Below are 15,884 nucleotides of genomic sequence, written 5' to 3' on the forward strand. Positions count from 1 at the left end.
GGAGCGAGCTTGCTCGCGAAAGGTCGGACTCAGAAGGTTCGCGAGCAAGCTCGCTCCTACAGTACGTACCCCACATGGCTTCGGGATTGCCGGATGACATGGTGCATCCGGCGCGAGTCACCCCTCTCCTGCGGGAGAGGGGTCGGGGGTGAGGGCGTTAGCCGGCCGGCTCGGACTCTCGGGTGCAGTCCAGATTCGCGAGCAAGCTCGCTCCTACAGTACGTACCCCCCCACATGGCTTCGGGATTGCCGGATGGCATGGTGCATCCGGCGCGAGTCACCCCTCTCCTGCGGGAGAGGGGCCGGGGTGAGGGCGGGGGCGTCAGTGCTCCGCCATCGACCGTTCGTGGACGTACTGCCTGAACTGTTCGGCCGGAAGCGGGCGGGAGAACAGGTTGCCCTGGTAGGTGTGGCAGCCGTGGCTGACGAGGAAGGCACGCTGGGCCTCGGTTTCCACGCCTTCGGCAATCACCGAGAGCCCGAGGATCTGGCTCAGGCTCACGATTGCGCAGGCGATGGCCGCGTCGTTGGGGTCGACCAGCACGTCGCGGATGAAGGATTTGTCGATCTTCAACTGATCCAGCGGCAGGCTCTTGAGGTAGGAGAGCGACGAGTAACCCGTGCCGAAGTCGTCCAGTGACAGGCCGATGCCGATCTCCTTCAGTTCGATCATCTTGGCAACGGTATTTTCCATGTCTTCCACCAGCATCCCCTCGGTCAGCTCGAGCTTGAGCTTCCTCGGGTCGGCACCCGTGAAGCGCAGCACGGTCAGCACTTCTTCGACGAAGTCGGGATGGTGGAACTGGCGCGCGCTGACGTTCACCGCCATGACCAGGCGGGCGGTTTCTGGCTGCTTGGCCCAGGTCACCAACTGGGCGCAGGCGGTATGCAATGCCCAGCGGCCGAGTGGCAGGATGAGCCCGGTTTCCTCTGCCAGGGGAATGAACTCCGCCGGCACCACGTTCCCACGCTCGGGGTGCTGCCAGCGCATGAGCGCTTCCGCCCCTACGATACGGCCCTGACTGTTCACCTGCGGCTGGAAGTGCAGTGACAGTTCCTTGTTCTGCAGGCCTTGCCGCAGGTCGGACTCCAGCCGTGCGCGGGCGGTGGCGACCGCCTGCATCTCCGGGTCGAAGAAGCGCATGGTGTTGCGACCGGCGGCCTTGGCGCGGTACATCGCCAGGTCCGCGCGCTTCATGATGTCGTCGACGGTATTGAGCTGTCCCTGGAACAGAGCGATGCCCAGGCTGGGCGTGCTGTGATGCTCGTAGCCATCCAGTTCATAGGAGAGGTTCAGCGAGCTGAGGATCTTCTCGCAGATGGTCTTGGCCTGGATGGCGGCATCCGGGGGATTCTCGCTGAGGCCTTCCAGCAGGACCACGAATTCGTCTCCGCCGAGGCGGGCGACGGTATCGCTTTCACGGATGCAGGCGGACAGGCGGTGGGCGACCTGCTGCAGCAGCACGTCGCCGCGGTCATGGCCGAGGGTGTCGTTGAGGGCCTTGAAGTTGTCCAGGTCGATCAGGATGACCGCGCTCGTATGCTGGCTGCGTGCGCTGCTGGCCAGCGCGTGCTGCAGACGGTCGAGCATGAGCCGCCGGTTGGCCAGGCCCGTGAGCTGGTCGTAGAAGGCCAGGCGCTTGACCTCCTGTTCCGCAGCCTTGCGATGGGAAATGTCGGTGTTGATGGAGAGGACGCACTGCGGCAGGCCGCTGTCATCGCGAACCAGGGTGCGGTGGCTCTCGAAGTTGATGGTGCTGCCGTCGCGGCGTCGCAGCGTCACTTCGCCTGACCAGTCGCCCAGTTCGATGAGGCTGTGGGTGGCGGTTTCGATGAAGGCATGGCTCGGGTAGATCAGCCCCTGGGCCGATTTGCCCAGCGCCTCGTCCCTGGGCAGCCCATAAAGGCGCTCGGCGCTCTTGTTCCAGTAGAGGATGCGGTGATTCATGTCGTGCACGACGATGGCGTCCTGCGCCTTGTCCAGCAGCGATGCCTGCTGGCGGAACTGCCGTTCGCTCTCGCGCAGCACCGCCAGATAACCTTCGCGCTCGGCGGCGTGGGATTCCATCTCGCGGCGGATGCGGCGCCCATAGAACATGGCCGCAGTCACCATCAGCAGCACGAACATCATGATGGCGTATTCGATGCGGCGCAGCTCTTCGACCGACTCCAGTTCCTCCTCCAGCAGCTTGCTCTGAATCACGCCGACTCGCTCGCGCACGGTGGCCAGGGCAGCGAGCAGCTTGGCGTACTTGCGGTCCATGGTCGCCATGCGCTTGCCGGCTTCGTCCGACTTGCCCTCGCGGAAGAAGGAGAAGATGAGCGTGGCCTCTTTCACCATCTCGACCATCGCCGAGTCGACCTCCGCCACTTCATCCTTCAGGGCCCGCGTGAAGGCCTGGATGTCCGCGCTGTGCTCGGCCTGATTGGCGATTCGCGCTTCCAGTTGCAGCTTGGCCCTCGCCAGGTGTTCGTCGAAGGCACGCAAGGCGGTGGTCATGTTCCGCGACTCGGCTTCGACATCATGGGTGTCGAACACGTTGTTGCCCGGTGCGTTCACTTCCGACGCGAGGCTGCCCAGGGTCGAATAGGACGAAAGCTGCTGGACCCAGGATTGGTTGGCCTTGATGGAGCGGTGGTAGGTATCGACGATCAGGTGGTTCAGCAGGACGCTCAGCACCACGACCAGCACGTCGAAGCCCGCAAGGAAGAAGTACATGCGGTGCCATCGGGTCGTGGGTTGAGTGTTCGAGTGCGCGGATATGACCTGGTTGGCAGCGCTTTCCCTCTCGAACGAATCCATTTCGCGATCTCCAGCCAACGTCCTTCTGTATGGACTTGATAAGCGAAGCTCAAGAAAGCCAGGCGTCCTGTCGTTTGAATTTCGGCGCCGGAATCCCCCGGGACGGGCGCCACATGCCCAATCCGTTCGGCATGATGTCACTCAAAGCATAGCCACGGATTTGCCATTATTTCGCGGCACCGACTGCTGGTGTGCAGGCGGCGACGGGATGTCGTGGTGAGTTTCTGCCCGTTGCAACTGAGGTTTCAGGAAAACAGGGGACAGCACCCCGAGGCGCTTTCGCGCGCAGCTGGTTTGCGGGAAAAAAGTGTTCGGGCGTTAGACTGAATATTCACTAGGGTTATTTGCTAATTCCTGAAGTGCATATCCATTGCGCGGACAGTGACGTTATCGATTCCGCAGCGTTCGGGATTGCGCTCATGCCGCTGCTATCGCAGACAGAAGCGCTGCCATCAGTGACGAAAGTCTTGGCAGGGCGTACCCCATCGACGCTGCCTCGTCATCTTGTCCGACAGATTCGCCTCCCTAGAATCGGCCCCATTCCGGTTACACATTCCATCCTTTGAGGGAGCGCCACCATGATGAATGCCATGCAAATGCCGATGTCCGCCAACTCCATGATGCCGATGATGGGCATGCCCATGATGATGGTCACCATGCAGTGCGACATGCAGGACGACGGCATGATGTGCAAGATGATGCCGGCCATGGGCATGGACATGACGATGTTCCGCAACAGCGCGGAAATGATGGCGATGATGATGAATTGCGGCATGCCGATGATGATGCACTGCGGCAACATGTCGATGATGTGCATGTCCCAGGCCGGCATGGCCATGATGCCGATGATGGGCATGATGAACATGATGCCAATGATGGGAATGGGCATGGGGATGGGCATGCCCATGCCGTCCATGAAATGCATGATGGAGTGCTCCATGCAGGGCGACGCCATGATGTGCAAGATGATGCCGATGCAGGGCATGAACATGGAGATGTTCAAGAGCTGCTGCGCGCTGATGACCAAAATGATGGAATGCGGCATGCCCATGATGATGAGCTGCAACGGCATGCCGATGATGTGCTGCACCTGCTGATCGGCAGGATGTGAAAAAGCCCGGCCGGGAAACCCGCCGGGCTTTTTTGTGCTCGCTCGAAGTTCTGGCACGGCGTCCGTCTCGGCTCGGCTGGGCTCCGATGGTTCGAGGCTTTAGTAGGAGCGAGCTTGCTCGCGAAAGGTCTGCTCAGGAGCTTCGCCAGCAAGCTGGCTCCTACATCCACCATTAATTACTGCTGGTGGGCCGGTGAGGCCTATTGACCTCGACCGGCGCTCAGTCGAGCCGTTCGGCGTAGGTGGTGACCAGGTAGGCCACCGCTTCGCTGTTGGAGGGGTTGCGGTAGGCGTGGGGCTGGTCGGCGTAGAACAGGATCGAATCGCCGGTGGCGAGCAGGAAGCGTTCCTCGTTCACGCTGATTTCCAGCACGCCCTGGGCGACCACAAGGTTCTCCTGGGTGCCGGGGGCGTGGCCAGGAGAGTCCTCGGTGGCCAGACCCGCCAGGCGCAGTTCGTAGAATTCCGCCTGGCGCGAGCAATCGAAGGGGAACAGCGCGCGGCTGACGAAGCTGCCGTCGCCGTTCACCAGGCGCTTGCTCTGGCTGGCCGGCAACACCGCCACGCCATCGAAGGCTCGGTCATCGAGAAATGCCGCTACCGAGACCTTCAGGCCCTGGGCGATCTTGCACAGGACCTTGATCGAGGGAACGCTGCGCCCGGACTCGATCTGCGCCAGCATCGCCCGGCTCACGCCGGAAACGCGGGCCAGGCCGTCCAGTGAGAGATTGCGCTTGGCGCGCAGGCGCAGCAGGTTGCTGGCGACGCGCTGACCCACCGGGTCGTCCACGGTAGCGGCCGAGAGCAACACCTGGTCAACGGCGTCTAGAGGTAGCGAATGACCCATGAATCACGCCTCGCGAATGCCGTTTTCCCGCTGATGCTGGATGAGCTGGAACGCCCCGTAACCGGCCCGGCAGGCATACATCGTCCACATCAGCTCGGCCATGCGGCGCGCTTGGCGGCGCGTGCGATAGCGGGCGAGGTCGATGACGTTGTCGGTGCGGTCCATGGTGCAGCTCCTTGGGGAATCCTGAGGGGTGACGGGGCTAGACTAGCCGCTCCTCTCTTAGATCGATAAATACTTAATTAGTATTTATTAATTCCTTTTGGAGCTATTTGGGCCGGAAGCTGCTGCGGGGGTCAGTCCGCAGCAGCCCGGGGAGATCAGATCTCGACCTGGGTGCCCAGTTCGATCACCCGGTTAACCGGCAGCTGGAAGTAGCGCAGGCTGCTGTTGGCATTCTTGTGCAGGAAGGCGAATAGTCCTTCGCGCCAGAGCGACATGCCCAGACCCCGGGTGGGAATCACTGTTTCGCGGCTAAGGAAATAGGTGGTGCGCATGGGGGTGAAGTCCAGGCCCTCCAGGCGACAGGCACTCAGGGCTTCCGGCACGTTGGGTTCTTCCATGAAGCCGAAATGCAGCAGTACCCGGTAGAAGCCGCCGTCGTAGCGGGTGACTTCGAAGCGCTGGGTCTCTTCGATACGCGGCGTATCGCGGGTCATGACCGTGAGCAAGACCACCTGCTGGTGCAGCACCTGGTTATGCAGCAGGTTGTGCAGTAGCGCATGGGGCACGGCGTCGGGGCTGGCGCTGAGGAACACAGCCGTGCCCTCGACACGGTGCGGCGGCTGCAGGCAGATGCTGTCGATGAAGCCGCGCAGGGGCAGGGCGGTTTCATCGAGGCGTTCGATGAGGATGCGCTTGCCGCTCTTCCAGGTGGTCATCAGGACGAAGAGGATCACCCCGGCGATCACAGGGAAGGCTCCGCCCTGGAATATCTTCGGCACGTTGGCGCTGAAGAACAGCGTGTCCACGAACAGGAAGCCCAGCAGAAGCGGCACTGCCAGCCAGCGCGGCACCCGCCAGAGCAGCAGCATGACGGCCGAAACCAGCAGGGTGTCGATCAGCATGGTAGTGGTCACCGCCACGCCATAGGCCGCCGCGAGCGCGCCGGATGAGCCGAAGCCGATGACCAGCAGTACGACGCAGGTCATCAATGCCCAGTTCACGACACCGACATAGATCTGTCCCTGCGCTGCACTGGAGGTGTGCTGGATCTGCATGCGCGGGATGTAGCCAAGCTGGATGGCCTGCTGGCTCAGCGAGAAGGCGCCAGAAATCACCGCCTGGGAGGCGATGATTGTCGCCAGGGTGGCCAGGCCGATCATGGGCAGCAGCGCCCAGTCGGGGGCCAGCAGATAGAACGGGTTGCGGGCAGCTGCCGGATTGTCGAGCAGCAATGCGCCCTGGCCGAAGTAGTTCAGCACCAGGCCGGGCAGTACCAGGCTAAACCAGGCGCGGGCGATGGGCTTGCGGCCGAAGTGGCCCATGTCGGCGTAGAGGGCCTCGGCGCCGGTCAGCGCCAGCACCACTGCACCGAGGATGGTGACGCCGATGCCCGGGTGGGCCAGGAAGAAGTTGAAGGCCCACCAGGGATTCACCGCCTGGAGCACTTCGGGATGCCGGACGATACCGTGGATGCCCAGAACGCCCAGCACCACGAACCAGACCACCATCACCGGGCCGAAGAGAATGCCGATGCGCGCGGTGCCGTGCTTCTGGATCAGGAACACGCCGATCAGCAGCACCACGGTCACCGGCACCACCCAGTGGCTGACGCCAGGCAGGGCGACGTCCAGGCCTTCGACTGCGGAGAGTACGGAGATGGCCGGGGTGATCATGCTGTCGCCGTAGAACAGCGCCGTACCGAACAGGCCCAGCAACACCAGTACCCCGCTCAGTTTCGGGTACGCCGCCGTGGCTCGACGGGCCAGGGCGGTCAGGGCCATCACACCGCCTTCGCCGTCGTTGTCGGCGCGCAGCATGAACATCACGTACTTCAGCGACACCACCCAGAGCAGCGACCAGAGCACCAGGGACAGGATGCCGTAGACGCCTTCCGGGTTGACCTGCACGCCGTAATGGCCGGCGAACACTTCCTTCAGGGTGTATAGCGGGCTGGTGCCGATGTCGCCGTAGACCACGCCGGCCGCGGCCACGAGCAGGCCAAGCGAAGAATGTGGGCGAGCATGGCTGTGCTGCTCCAGGGCGTTGGAACTCATTGGATCACTCCTGGGGTGGGGCGTGGCGCGGATGTCGAACGGGAAAGAATGAGGGCGCGAATCGCGTATGGCGGCTGGCCACAATGGGGAGGCAAGTATCCATTCTGGTTGGACCCAGCGGCGTAAAAAATGCGTAAAAAGTCAGCGCGCGACCGGTTGGCGCCCGCCACTTGTGGAGGGCTTGGGGGCTTGTAAGCTGAATGTTGTAGTCGGTCGAATGAGTCGGAGGTGTGCAATGAGCGTCAATGCACTGGGCCTGATCGTCATCGGTTGCCTGTTCTTCGGTTGCATCGGCATGGTGCTGTGGGGCAACCGTCCGGAAATCAAGGAGTGGTTCGAGCACCATCATTGGCACTGGCCACGGTTCCACTGATGCAACGAACCAGCCCCTCTTTGGAGGGGCTGGGTCTTTCGGTGGGATGCGTCGCCCAGAGGTGGTCCTTAAAAAGGACCGTCACGGTGCCAAGGCGCAATGAGGCACTTCATACCGTGACGGCCAAGCTCAAGAACGATGAGCAGCTCTAAAATGCATCGTTTTCGCATCTGGCGGTGTGCCACTAGTGCTGGCCAATCGACCGTAGAGCGCGTGCTGTATCCAGATACCGTGCCAGCCGATGGCAGCCCTCACCCCTGGCCTGAAGAGGAGAGGGGTGACTCTCGGCCCACCTTCGGCACTGTCCTGTGGGGGCGAATTCATTCGCGAAATGGCGAGGCACGGAGCCAGCTTGCTGCATTGCCCGTAGGAGCTGGTTTGCCAGCGAATGCCCCCCTTTTTGCTAGCAAGCTAGCTCCTACAAGGCTATTGGACTTCATTCGCCAACCAGGGCGGTTGCCGTGTTGCTCCAGTGGGCCGACTCCAGGCGATTGCGGCCGCGCTGCTTGGCCTGGTACAGCAGCCGGTCGACGGCCTGGATGAAGGGCAGTGACGGCTCGTCATGGCGGGGCACCGCGGTGCCGACGCCCAGGCTGATGGTGAGCAGTGAGGCGATGCTGGATTTCTCGTGTGGAATGCACTGCTCGCGGATCAACTTGCGGCAGCGCTCGGCCACCTGGCGGGCTGCGGGTTCGTCGGTACCCGGGAGGATCAGGACGAATTCTTCGCCACCGAAGCGGGCGACGAAGTCACGGGGGCGGATGGCCGCATTCATCAGCGCGCGGCCGACGCTCTTCAGGCAGTCATCGCCCTGGATATGGCCGTAGTGGTCGTTGTACTGCTTGAAGTAGTCGATATCGAGGAGGATCAGCGACAACGGCTCACCGGTCCGCTGGGCGTTGGCCCATTCCACGTCGAGCATCGAATCGAACATGCGCCGGTTGGCTACGCCGGTCAGGCCATCCTTGTAGGAATACTCTTCCAGCTGCTTCTGCAGGTCGATGAGCTGCTGCTCGGCTTTCTTGCGCTCGCTGATGTCGAACATGAAACCGATCAGCGCTTCCACCTCACCGTCGGCATCGCGCATGACATGCACCACGTCGCGAATCCAGACGTAGTCGCCGGTGGTCGTCAGCGCCCGGTAGTCCGCTTCGTGATCGGTGCCCGCCTGGGACTGCGAAACGCAGAAGGCGACGACCGCGTCGCGGTCGTCCGGGTGCATGCGTTCCGCCCAGTCGTTCACCGTGAGCCAGCTCGACGGGCTCCAGCCCAGCAGCTCCTCGATCTGCGGGCCGATGTAGGCGAAGGTCATGGTCTTCCAGTCGATCTTCCAGGGGATCGCCCGGGTGGATTCCAGCAGGGCCTTGTAGACCTCCTGGGTGGTGGATTCGCTGACGTCGCTCATGGCTGCCCCGTACTGGCCGATTCGGTTGGCGCCTTCCCTTGCGCAAAGCCTTCTTATACCGAATCGAGCGCCGCTCAGGCAGTGGCTTCGAATGCCACGTGGTAACTGACGTCGCCTACAGGCCAGTCACCGCTGAAGGACAGGGCCTGGAAGTATTCCGCTGGCACGCCGGGCAACACCAAGCCAGGTCGCACAACGAAGCCGAAGCGGCTGTAGTAGCCCGGATCACCCAGCAGTACGCAGCCTTGCGCGCCCAATTCACGCAGCGCCGCGAGGGCTGCGCCCATGAGTCGCGAGCCGATGCCCGTGCCCTGGCGCGCCGGCGCCACGGAGATCGGCCCCAGGCCGTACCAGTGCTGGGCGCCGGAGGAAATGGTCACTGGCGAAAGGGCCACATGGCCGACGATCTCGCCGTTCTCCTCCGCCACCAGGGAAATCGACAATTGCCCGGCGCGGCGCAAGGCATTGACGATGAATTGTTCGGTGCCGCTGCTGTGCGGGGCAGTGGCGAACGCCGCGGCAGTAAGGGCCTCGATGGCCGGGATGTGTGCGGGTGTTTCCGCGCGGATGCCGAGACTCATGACTTACCTCCTTGAACCTGTGTTGCGGCCGAACCGGGCAGCGGAATGCCCTTGGGCCAGAGCAGCCAGATCTGTCCTTGCTGTTTCATGTTGCCAGCCAGTTCACCCGCTTCGGCGCCAGTGCCCCAGAAAAGGTCAGCGCGTACTTCGCCGGCAATGGCGCCACCGGTGTCCTGGGCTGCGACCGGGCGGGTCACCGGGCTGCCATCGGGGCGGGTGGTGGAGAGCCAGAGCAGGCTGCCGAGCGGGATTACCTTGCGGTCGATGGCCACGCTGTAGCCGGCGGTGAGCGGCACGTTGAGCGAGCCACGCGGGCCTTCGTTGCTGTCCGGGTTGAGGCCGAAGAAGACGAAGCTCGGGTTACTCGCCAGCAGTTCCGGCACCCGCTGCGGGTTGGCTTTCGCCCAGTCGCGAATCCTGCCCATGCTGACTTCTTCCTGCTTCAACTGGCCCTGTTCCACCAGCCAGCGGCCTACCGGGCGATAGGGGTGTCCGTTCTGGTCGGCGTAACCGATGCGCAGTTGCCGGCCGCTCTCCAGCTGGATGCGTCCGGAGCCCTGGATCTGCAGGAACTGCAGGTCCATCGGGTCGGCCAACCAGGCCAGGACAGGCGCCTTGACACCCTGGGTGCGGATGGTCGCGGCATCGTCATAGGGTTTGAGCACGCGGCCTTCCAGGCGGCCGCGCAGGCGCTTGCCCTTGAGTTCCGGATAGAGGCTGTCGAGGGCGACCACGATCATGTCTTCGGGAATTCCGTAGACGGGAACGGGCGTCTGCTCGCTGTGTTCCAGACTGCCGGCATAAACCGGCTCGTAATAGCCGGTGATCAGGCCCTGAGGGCTATTGCGCGAGTTGCGCAGGCTGTAGACCTCCAGCTGCGCCTTGAGCCAGGTGCGGATGGCAGCCGGGTCTTGCGGCACTTGCGCGGCGCTGCTGCAGGTAGCGGACCAGACCGGGTCCTTGGCCAGGCGGGCACAGGCCGAGCGCCAGGCGCTGAAGCCTGCGATGACATCGGCATCGCTGCTGGCGGGGAGTTCTTCCCAGGTCGCCTTGGTGTAGGTGTCGACCTTGGGCGGCTCGGGCTTGGTGGGTTCCTTGTCGCAACCGGCAAGCAAGGAGAGCAGGGCGGCGACGCACAGCGCCAGCCGGCCCCGACGGTAGAGAGGGGCAATCACGTCGTGATGTTCCTGATGAGCGATTCGAGGGCGGTAGCTTGGTGAATGGCGCTGGCAACGTCAAATTGGGCAGACCGAAGCATTGATCCAAGCCACTGAAATCAAAGAGAAATATTCATCTAATAGGGTGCACACAGATTTTCTGGAGCCTTTGGTGTGACCCGTACCGTTAGAAACTTCCGCAAGACCCTGGACGCCGTGGCGATGAACAACGAGGACGCGGCGCTGGCCGTGATGCGCGCGGCCGATCGCATTGGTGACGCCGTGCTGAAGGAGCAGCTGTTCAATGTGATCCAGCGAATGAACCAGGACGCGGCCGAGCTGCGGATCGTGCGCGACCATGTCTCCTGACGATGCGGTTATCGGCCCCTTCCTTTTTCCTTGAGTGCATTTTCTTCTTGACCTGTAGGACTGCGGGCCTCTAGATTGCCCGCCATGACTCAATTCCCTTGGTTGTCCGGCCCCGCGATTATTACCGCCATTCCAGCAGTGGCGGGTTAGCCGACGACCAAACAGAAACCCGCCCTCGAGGCGGGTTTTTTCCTTCTGTCTCCTGGGCGCCAAGATCGAAACCAGGAGCCCAGCATGACCACCTTCACCACCCAACCCGCCGAACGACTCACCGAGCGCCCGCTGGATGAGCGCGAAAGCCTGCTCAAGCATTACGTGCGCAAGATCCTCGCCGCGCCGGTGTACGACGTGGCCATCGAGACGCCCTTGCAGCCTGCGCGGCAACTGAGCGAGCGCCTTGGCAACCAGGTACTGCTCAAGCGTGAAGATCTGCAGCCGGTGTATTCCTTCAAGATCCGTGGCGCCTACAACCGCGTAGTGCAGTTGAGCGCTGAAGAGCGCGCGCGGGGCGTGATCGCCGCTTCGGCGGGCAACCATGCGCAGGGCCTGGCGTTGGCGGCCCGTGAGCTGGGAGTGGAGGCCACCATCGTGATGCCGCGCACCACCCCTGAGCTGAAGGTGCAGGGCGTGCGTTCCCGGGGCGGCAAGGTGGTGCTGCACGGCGATGCCTTCCCCGATGCGCTGGCCCACGCGCTGGAACTGTCGGCGGAGCAGGGGCTGACCTTCGTGCCGCCCTATGACGACCCGGATGTGATCGCCGGACAGGGCACCGTCGCCATGGAAATCCTCCGCCAGCATGCCGGCCGCCTGGACGCCATCTTCGTGCCCGTGGGCGGCGGCAGCCTGATCGCTGGCATCGCCGCCTATGTGAAATACCTGCGACCCGAGGTGAAGGTGATCGGCGTCGAGCCGGAGGACTCCAATTGCTTGCAGGCCGCAATGGCAGCCGGGGAAAGGGTGGTGCTGAACCAGGTCGGGCTGTTCGCCGATGGAGTGGCGGTGGCGCAGGTCGGCGCGCACAACTTCGAGGTCTGCCGGCATTTCGTCGATGAGGTGCTGACCGTGAGTGCGGACGAGATCTGCGCGGCGATCAAGGACATCTACGACGACACCCGTTCCATCACCGAACCCGCCGGCGCGCTGGCCGTGGCCGGGATCAAGAAGTATGTGGAGCGCGACGGCGCCAGCGGCCAGACGCTGGTGGCCATCGATTCGGGCGCCAACGTCAACTTCGACCGTTTGCGGCATGTGGCCGAGCGCGCCGAACTGGGGGAGAAGCGCGAAGCGATCATCGCGGTGACGCTGCCGGAGCGCCCCGGTTCGTTCAAGGCCTTCTGCGAGGCGTTGGGACGGCGGCAGATCACCGAGTTCAACTATCGCTACAACTCGGGTGACGAGGCGCACATCTTCGTCGGCGTGCAGACCCATCCGCTTACCGATCCTCGCGCGGCCCTCGTGGAAAGTCTGCAGGAACGAGGTTTTCCGGTGCTCGACTTGACCGAGAACGAACTGGCGAAGATGCATGTTCGCCACATGGTCGGGGGTCGCGCCGCGTACATCGGCGAAGAGCGGCTGTTCCGCTTCGAATTCCCTGAGCGTCCGGGTGCGCTGTTCAACTTCCTCAACAAGCTGGGTGGGCGCTGGAACATCACCCTGTTCCACTACCGCAATCACGGAGCCGCCGATGGCCGTGTGCTGGCCGGGCTGCAGGTGCCGGAAGACGAGAACCACCTGATCTTCGAAGCGCTGGACGAGATCGGTTACCCGTACTGGGAAGAGAGCGACAACCCGGCCTGCAAGCTGTTCCTCGGTTGAAGCGGCTCAGCCGAACAGGCGCAGGAATGCCTCTTCGATCTCGTCGAGGCGGGTAGGGCGCACCAGCCGGGCCAGTTCCCGGCCGTCGCGCAGGAAGATCAGGGTCGGCCAGAGACGAATCTGGAAGGAGCGACCCAGGGGGCGCCCCTTGGCGTCTTCGATCTTCAGGTGGCGCACTTCGGGATAGGCATCGAACGCCTCTGCCAGCAGTGGCTGGATGGCACGGCAATAGCCGCACCATGAGGCGCCGAACTCGAGCAGCGTCGCGCCCGAGAGTGCCGCTACCGCGGTGGAGCTGGGCTCGTTGTCCAGGTAGCTGGTGGTCATGGACACGGGCTCACTCCTGCTTTTCGGGCTGCGAGGGAGTGGGCGCATTGGACGGCATGGCGATGCTCCTGTCGGCTTCATGTCTGTTCCGAGCCCGCGTCGGCATGGAAGGTTCAACCCGATCACGCCAATCGTTCGAACCCAGGCCCGCGCCGGCCTGTCCTCCATAGAACCGCGAGCAGGAGGACCAGGGTATGAGCCGGTTGCGAATCGCCACTTTCAACGTCAACGGGCTGCGTTCGCGCTTGCCCGCTCTGCTGCACTGGTTGGAGAAAGAGAAGCCGGATGTGGCTTGCCTGCAGGAGCTGAAGATGCAGGACAAGCAGTTTCCATTAGAGGAGCTGCGCAAGGCTGGCTATGGCGCCATCTGGCATGGGCAGGCGTCGTGGAACGGCGTGGCGATTCTCGCGCGTGACGAGGAGCCGCTGGAGTCCTCCCGAGGGCTGCCAGGCGACCCTGGGGACATTCAGAGTCGTTACCTGGAAGCGGCCGTGCGCGGCGTACTGGTGGCGTGCCTGTATCTGCCCAATGGCAACCCGCAGCCAGGCCCGCGCTTCGACTACAAGCTGGCGTGGTTCGAACGACTCATCGCGCGTGCCGGGGAACTGCAGGCCAGCGGGCACCCCGTCGTCCTGGCGGGCGACTTCAATGTCGTGCCCACGGACTTCGATATCTACAACCCGCGCTCCTGGCAGAAGGATGCGCTGCTACAGCCGGAGAGCCGGGCCTGTTACCAGCGTCTGCTGGAGCAGGGCTGGACCGATGCGCTACGAGCCCGATATCCGGAGGAGCGCATCTACACCTTCTGGGACTATCTCCGCCAGCACTGGCAGCGCAACGCCGGTCTGCGGATCGACCATCTGCTGCTCACCTCGTCGCTGGCCCCGAAACTACGTGATGCCGGTGTCGATCGCTGGGTACGTGGCGAACCAAAGGCCAGCGACCATGCGCCGACCTGGGTGGAGTTGGAAATCGACTAAGGGACGAGTGGAAACCGGCTAGAAGAAAAATCTGACAAGCGTGATGTTAACGCTAACAATCTGGTGTTAGAGTGCGCCCCATTCGATGACCGATCCTTTGGAGGACTGCCCATGTTGACCTGCGGAGAACTGCTGGTTGAGCTGCTGGAAGGCTTTGGCGTGGATACCGTTTTCGGTATCCCTGGCGTGCACACGGTGGAGCTGTATCGCGGCCTGCCCAATACCGCTATCCGTCACGTGACCCCGCGCCACGAGCAGGGCGCAGGCTTCATGGCCGATGGTTACGCCCGCGTGTCCGGCAAACCGGGCGTGTGCTTCATCATCACCGGCCCGGGTATGACCAACATCACCACCGCCATGGGCCAGGCCTACGCCGACTCCATTCCGATGCTGGTGATTTCCAGCGTCAACAACACCGAACAACTGGGCATGGGCGGTGGCCGCCTGCACGAGCTGCCTTCGCAGCGCAACCTGGTTTCCGGCGTCGCCGCCTTCAGCCACACCCTGATGCGTCCCGACGAGCTGCCGGACGTACTGACCCGCGCCTTCGCCGTGTTCAATGGCGCGCGCCCGCGCCCGGTACACATCGAGATTCCGATCGACGTCATCACCGCTCCGGCCGACCACGTGCGCCGCAAGCTGGGCGCGCTGCCGAGCCGTCCCGGTCCTTGCCTGGATGCCATCGCCCGCGCTGCCGACATGCTCAAGGGTGCCCAGCGTCCGCTGGTTCTCCTGGGTGGCGGCTGCGCCGATGCGGGCGCTGAAGCCCAGCGTCTGGTCGAAGCGCTGGATGCGCCTACCGCCTACACCATCAACGCCAAGGGTGTGCTGCCCAAGGGCCATCCGCTGGCGCTGGGCTGCAACCAGGCCTGGGTGCCGGTGCGCAAGATGGTGCTTGAGTCCGACGTGGTGCTGGCGATCGGCACCGAGCTGGGCGAGACCGACTACGACGTGGTGTTCGACGGCAACTTCCGTATCGAGAGCCAGCTGATCCGTATCGACATCGACGCCGAGCAGCTGAACCGTAACTACCCGGCCGATATCGCCATCCTCAGCGACTCCCGCAAGGCCATGGCTGCGCTGGCCGATGCGCTGGGTGCGACCGCTTCCTTCAATGCCGAGAGTGCCGGCTCGAAGCGCGCCGCCGCCGTGCGCGAACAACTGGACGCCCAGTGGCCGGAAACCTGGAATGGCCAGCGCAAGGTGCTGGAAATCCTGCAGCAGACCCTGCCAGACCTGATCGTCGCGGGCGACTCGACCCAACCGGTTTACTCCGGCAACCACCTGTTCGAAGCCACCCGTACCCGCAGCTGGTTCAATTCCGCTACCGGTTACGGCACGCTGGGCTACGGCCTGCCTGCTGCCGTCGGTGCCAAGCTGGCCGCGCCCGAGCGTCCGGTGATAGCGCTGATCGGCGACGGCGGCATCCAGTTCACCCTGCCGGAACTGGCTTCGGCGGTGGAAGCCGGGGCGCCGATCATCGTGCTGCTGTGGAACAACAGCGGCTACGGCGAGATCAAGCGCTACATGAAGAACCGCGACATCCCCACCATCGGCGTCGACATCTACACCCCGGACTTCCAGGGCCTTGCCCGCGCCTTCGGCTGCAACGCCGAGAAGGCCGAAAGCCTGGAGCACCTGGCCGAGCTGCTGAAGACCGCCGCCAAGGCTGATCGCCCGACGGTGATCGAGGTGTGGGAGCACGCGGAGTTCCTGCAGTAACGGAGCAGGTGTCCTGTGGGGGCGATTTCAATCGCTGAGCGGACCGCAGGTTCGCCCTTCGAGACCCAGGGGGCAGCTGCGCTGCCCTTCGCGAATGAATTCGCCCCCACAAATTCGTGCTCCTTGGGGTGCCGATAGGGATAATGCGCCTCCCTGAACACGGCGCCAGAGGCCA

Annotated in this window: 14 protein-coding genes; 6 read left to right on the forward strand and 8 right to left on the reverse strand. The window is 63.5% G+C overall.

From position 1 onward, the window contains the following. Positions 1–322 precede the first annotated feature (322 nt). Positions 323–2,803 (reverse strand): EAL domain-containing protein, encoded by a 2,481-nt coding sequence (locus tag E8E95_RS07475; RefSeq protein WP_280349245.1) that lies wholly within the window; start codon positions 2,801–2,803, stop codon positions 323–325. A gap of 578 nt (positions 2,804–3,381) precedes the next feature. Here E8E95_RS07475 and E8E95_RS07480 point away from each other — a divergent pair. Beyond that, positions 3,382–3,900, forward strand: coding sequence for a hypothetical protein (locus E8E95_RS07480; RefSeq protein ID WP_280349246.1), 519 nt, complete (start codon positions 3,382–3,384; stop codon positions 3,898–3,900). A 234-nt stretch (positions 3,901–4,134) separates the two neighbouring features. On the opposite strand, the gene E8E95_RS07485 is transcribed toward E8E95_RS07480, so the two are convergent. The 3 genes from E8E95_RS07485 to E8E95_RS07495 all read right to left on the reverse strand — a co-directional run bounded on the left by E8E95_RS07485 (position 4,135) and on the right by E8E95_RS07495 (position 6,980). Then, positions 4,135–4,761, reverse strand: a complete 627-nt coding sequence (locus tag E8E95_RS07485) for an XRE family transcriptional regulator (protein ID WP_280349247.1) — start codon at positions 4,759–4,761, stop codon at positions 4,135–4,137. Positions 4,762–4,764: 3 nt separating this feature from the next. Beyond that, positions 4,765–4,926 (reverse strand): hypothetical protein, encoded by a 162-nt coding sequence (locus E8E95_RS07490; RefSeq protein WP_280349248.1) that lies wholly within the window; start codon positions 4,924–4,926, stop codon positions 4,765–4,767. A gap of 155 nt (positions 4,927–5,081) precedes the next feature. Continuing rightward, positions 5,082–6,980, reverse strand: a complete 1,899-nt coding sequence (locus tag E8E95_RS07495; RefSeq protein WP_280349249.1) for a potassium transporter Kup — start codon at positions 6,978–6,980, stop codon at positions 5,082–5,084. A 235-nt stretch (positions 6,981–7,215) separates the two neighbouring features. Here E8E95_RS07495 and E8E95_RS07500 point away from each other — a divergent pair, with 235 nt between their 5' ends. Next, the gene (locus tag E8E95_RS07500; RefSeq protein WP_179059104.1) at positions 7,216–7,353 is read left to right on the forward strand and encodes a hypothetical protein; all 138 of its coding nucleotides are present in this window, start codon (positions 7,216–7,218) and stop codon (positions 7,351–7,353) included. A 436-nt stretch (positions 7,354–7,789) separates the two neighbouring features. Here the strand turns inward: E8E95_RS07500 and E8E95_RS07505 are convergent, their stop codons facing one another. The 3 genes from E8E95_RS07505 to E8E95_RS07515 all read right to left on the reverse strand — a co-directional run bounded on the left by E8E95_RS07505 (position 7,790) and on the right by E8E95_RS07515 (position 10,514). Then, entirely contained in the window at positions 7,790–8,758 is a 969-nt protein-coding gene (locus E8E95_RS07505; protein WP_280349250.1) for a sensor domain-containing diguanylate cyclase, read from the reverse strand. 74 nt (positions 8,759–8,832) lie between these two features. After that, entirely contained in the window at positions 8,833–9,339 is a 507-nt protein-coding gene (locus E8E95_RS07510) for an N-acetyltransferase (protein WP_280349251.1), read from the reverse strand. Next, positions 9,336–10,514, reverse strand: a complete 1,179-nt coding sequence (locus E8E95_RS07515; RefSeq protein ID WP_280349252.1) for a murein transglycosylase A — start codon at positions 10,512–10,514, stop codon at positions 9,336–9,338. The genes E8E95_RS07510 and E8E95_RS07515 overlap by 4 nt, the downstream gene beginning before the upstream one ends. A gap of 156 nt (positions 10,515–10,670) precedes the next feature. On the opposite strand from E8E95_RS07515, the gene E8E95_RS07520 reads away from it, so the two are divergent. Together E8E95_RS07520 and ilvA are read left to right on the forward strand one after the other, a co-directional pair. Further along, the gene (locus E8E95_RS07520) at positions 10,671–10,865 is read left to right on the forward strand and encodes a hypothetical protein (protein WP_179059100.1); all 195 of its coding nucleotides are present in this window, start codon (positions 10,671–10,673) and stop codon (positions 10,863–10,865) included. Between the two features lie 234 nt (positions 10,866–11,099). Beyond that, entirely contained in the window at positions 11,100–12,680 is a 1,581-nt protein-coding gene (gene ilvA, locus E8E95_RS07525) for a threonine ammonia-lyase, biosynthetic (RefSeq protein ID WP_280349253.1), read from the forward strand. A 6-nt stretch (positions 12,681–12,686) separates the two neighbouring features. Here ilvA and E8E95_RS07530 read toward each other — a convergent pair whose 3' ends face one another. Further along, positions 12,687–13,007, reverse strand: a complete 321-nt coding sequence (locus E8E95_RS07530; RefSeq protein ID WP_280349290.1) for a thioredoxin family protein — start codon at positions 13,005–13,007, stop codon at positions 12,687–12,689. Between the two features lie 194 nt (positions 13,008–13,201). On the opposite strand from E8E95_RS07530, the gene xth reads away from it, so the two are divergent. Together xth and E8E95_RS07540 are read left to right on the forward strand one after the other, a co-directional pair. Further along, on the forward strand, positions 13,202–13,987 hold the full coding sequence (xth, locus tag E8E95_RS07535; protein ID WP_280349254.1) for an exodeoxyribonuclease III: 786 nt from the start codon (positions 13,202–13,204) through the stop codon (positions 13,985–13,987). 111 nt (positions 13,988–14,098) lie between these two features. Continuing rightward, on the forward strand, positions 14,099–15,709 hold the full coding sequence (locus E8E95_RS07540) for a 5-guanidino-2-oxopentanoate decarboxylase (protein WP_280349255.1): 1,611 nt from the start codon (positions 14,099–14,101) through the stop codon (positions 15,707–15,709). The last annotated feature ends 175 nt before the right edge of the window (positions 15,710–15,884 follow it).

It is taken from the genome of Pseudomonas sp. BN414, assembly GCF_029871275.1.
Classification (GTDB): Bacteria; Pseudomonadota; Gammaproteobacteria; order Pseudomonadales; family Pseudomonadaceae; genus Metapseudomonas; species Metapseudomonas resinovorans_C.

Coding starts and splice junctions, on each gene's coding strand:
- E8E95_RS07490 (WP_280349248.1), bottom strand. CDS start 4,926: ATGGACCGCACCGACAACGTCATCGACCTCGCCCGCTATCGCACGCGC.
- E8E95_RS07480 (WP_280349246.1), top strand. CDS start 3,382: ATGATGAATGCCATGCAAATGCCGATGTCCGCCAACTCCATGATGCCG.
- E8E95_RS07505 (WP_280349250.1), bottom strand. CDS start 8,758: ATGAGCGACGTCAGCGAATCCACCACCCAGGAGGTCTACAAGGCCCTG.
- xth (WP_280349254.1), top strand. CDS start 13,202: ATGAGCCGGTTGCGAATCGCCACTTTCAACGTCAACGGGCTGCGTTCG.
- E8E95_RS07500 (WP_179059104.1), top strand. CDS start 7,216: ATGAGCGTCAATGCACTGGGCCTGATCGTCATCGGTTGCCTGTTCTTC.
- E8E95_RS07510 (WP_280349251.1), bottom strand. CDS start 9,339: ATGAGTCTCGGCATCCGCGCGGAAACACCCGCACACATCCCGGCCATC.
- E8E95_RS07495 (WP_280349249.1), bottom strand. CDS start 6,980: ATGAGTTCCAACGCCCTGGAGCAGCACAGCCATGCTCGCCCACATTCT.
- E8E95_RS07475 (WP_280349245.1), bottom strand. CDS start 2,803: ATGGATTCGTTCGAGAGGGAAAGCGCTGCCAACCAGGTCATATCCGCG.
- E8E95_RS07540 (WP_280349255.1), top strand. CDS start 14,099: ATGTTGACCTGCGGAGAACTGCTGGTTGAGCTGCTGGAAGGCTTTGGC.
- ilvA (WP_280349253.1), top strand. CDS start 11,100: ATGACCACCTTCACCACCCAACCCGCCGAACGACTCACCGAGCGCCCG.
- E8E95_RS07530 (WP_280349290.1), bottom strand. CDS start 13,007: ATGACCACCAGCTACCTGGACAACGAGCCCAGCTCCACCGCGGTAGCG.
- E8E95_RS07485 (WP_280349247.1), bottom strand. CDS start 4,761: ATGGGTCATTCGCTACCTCTAGACGCCGTTGACCAGGTGTTGCTCTCG.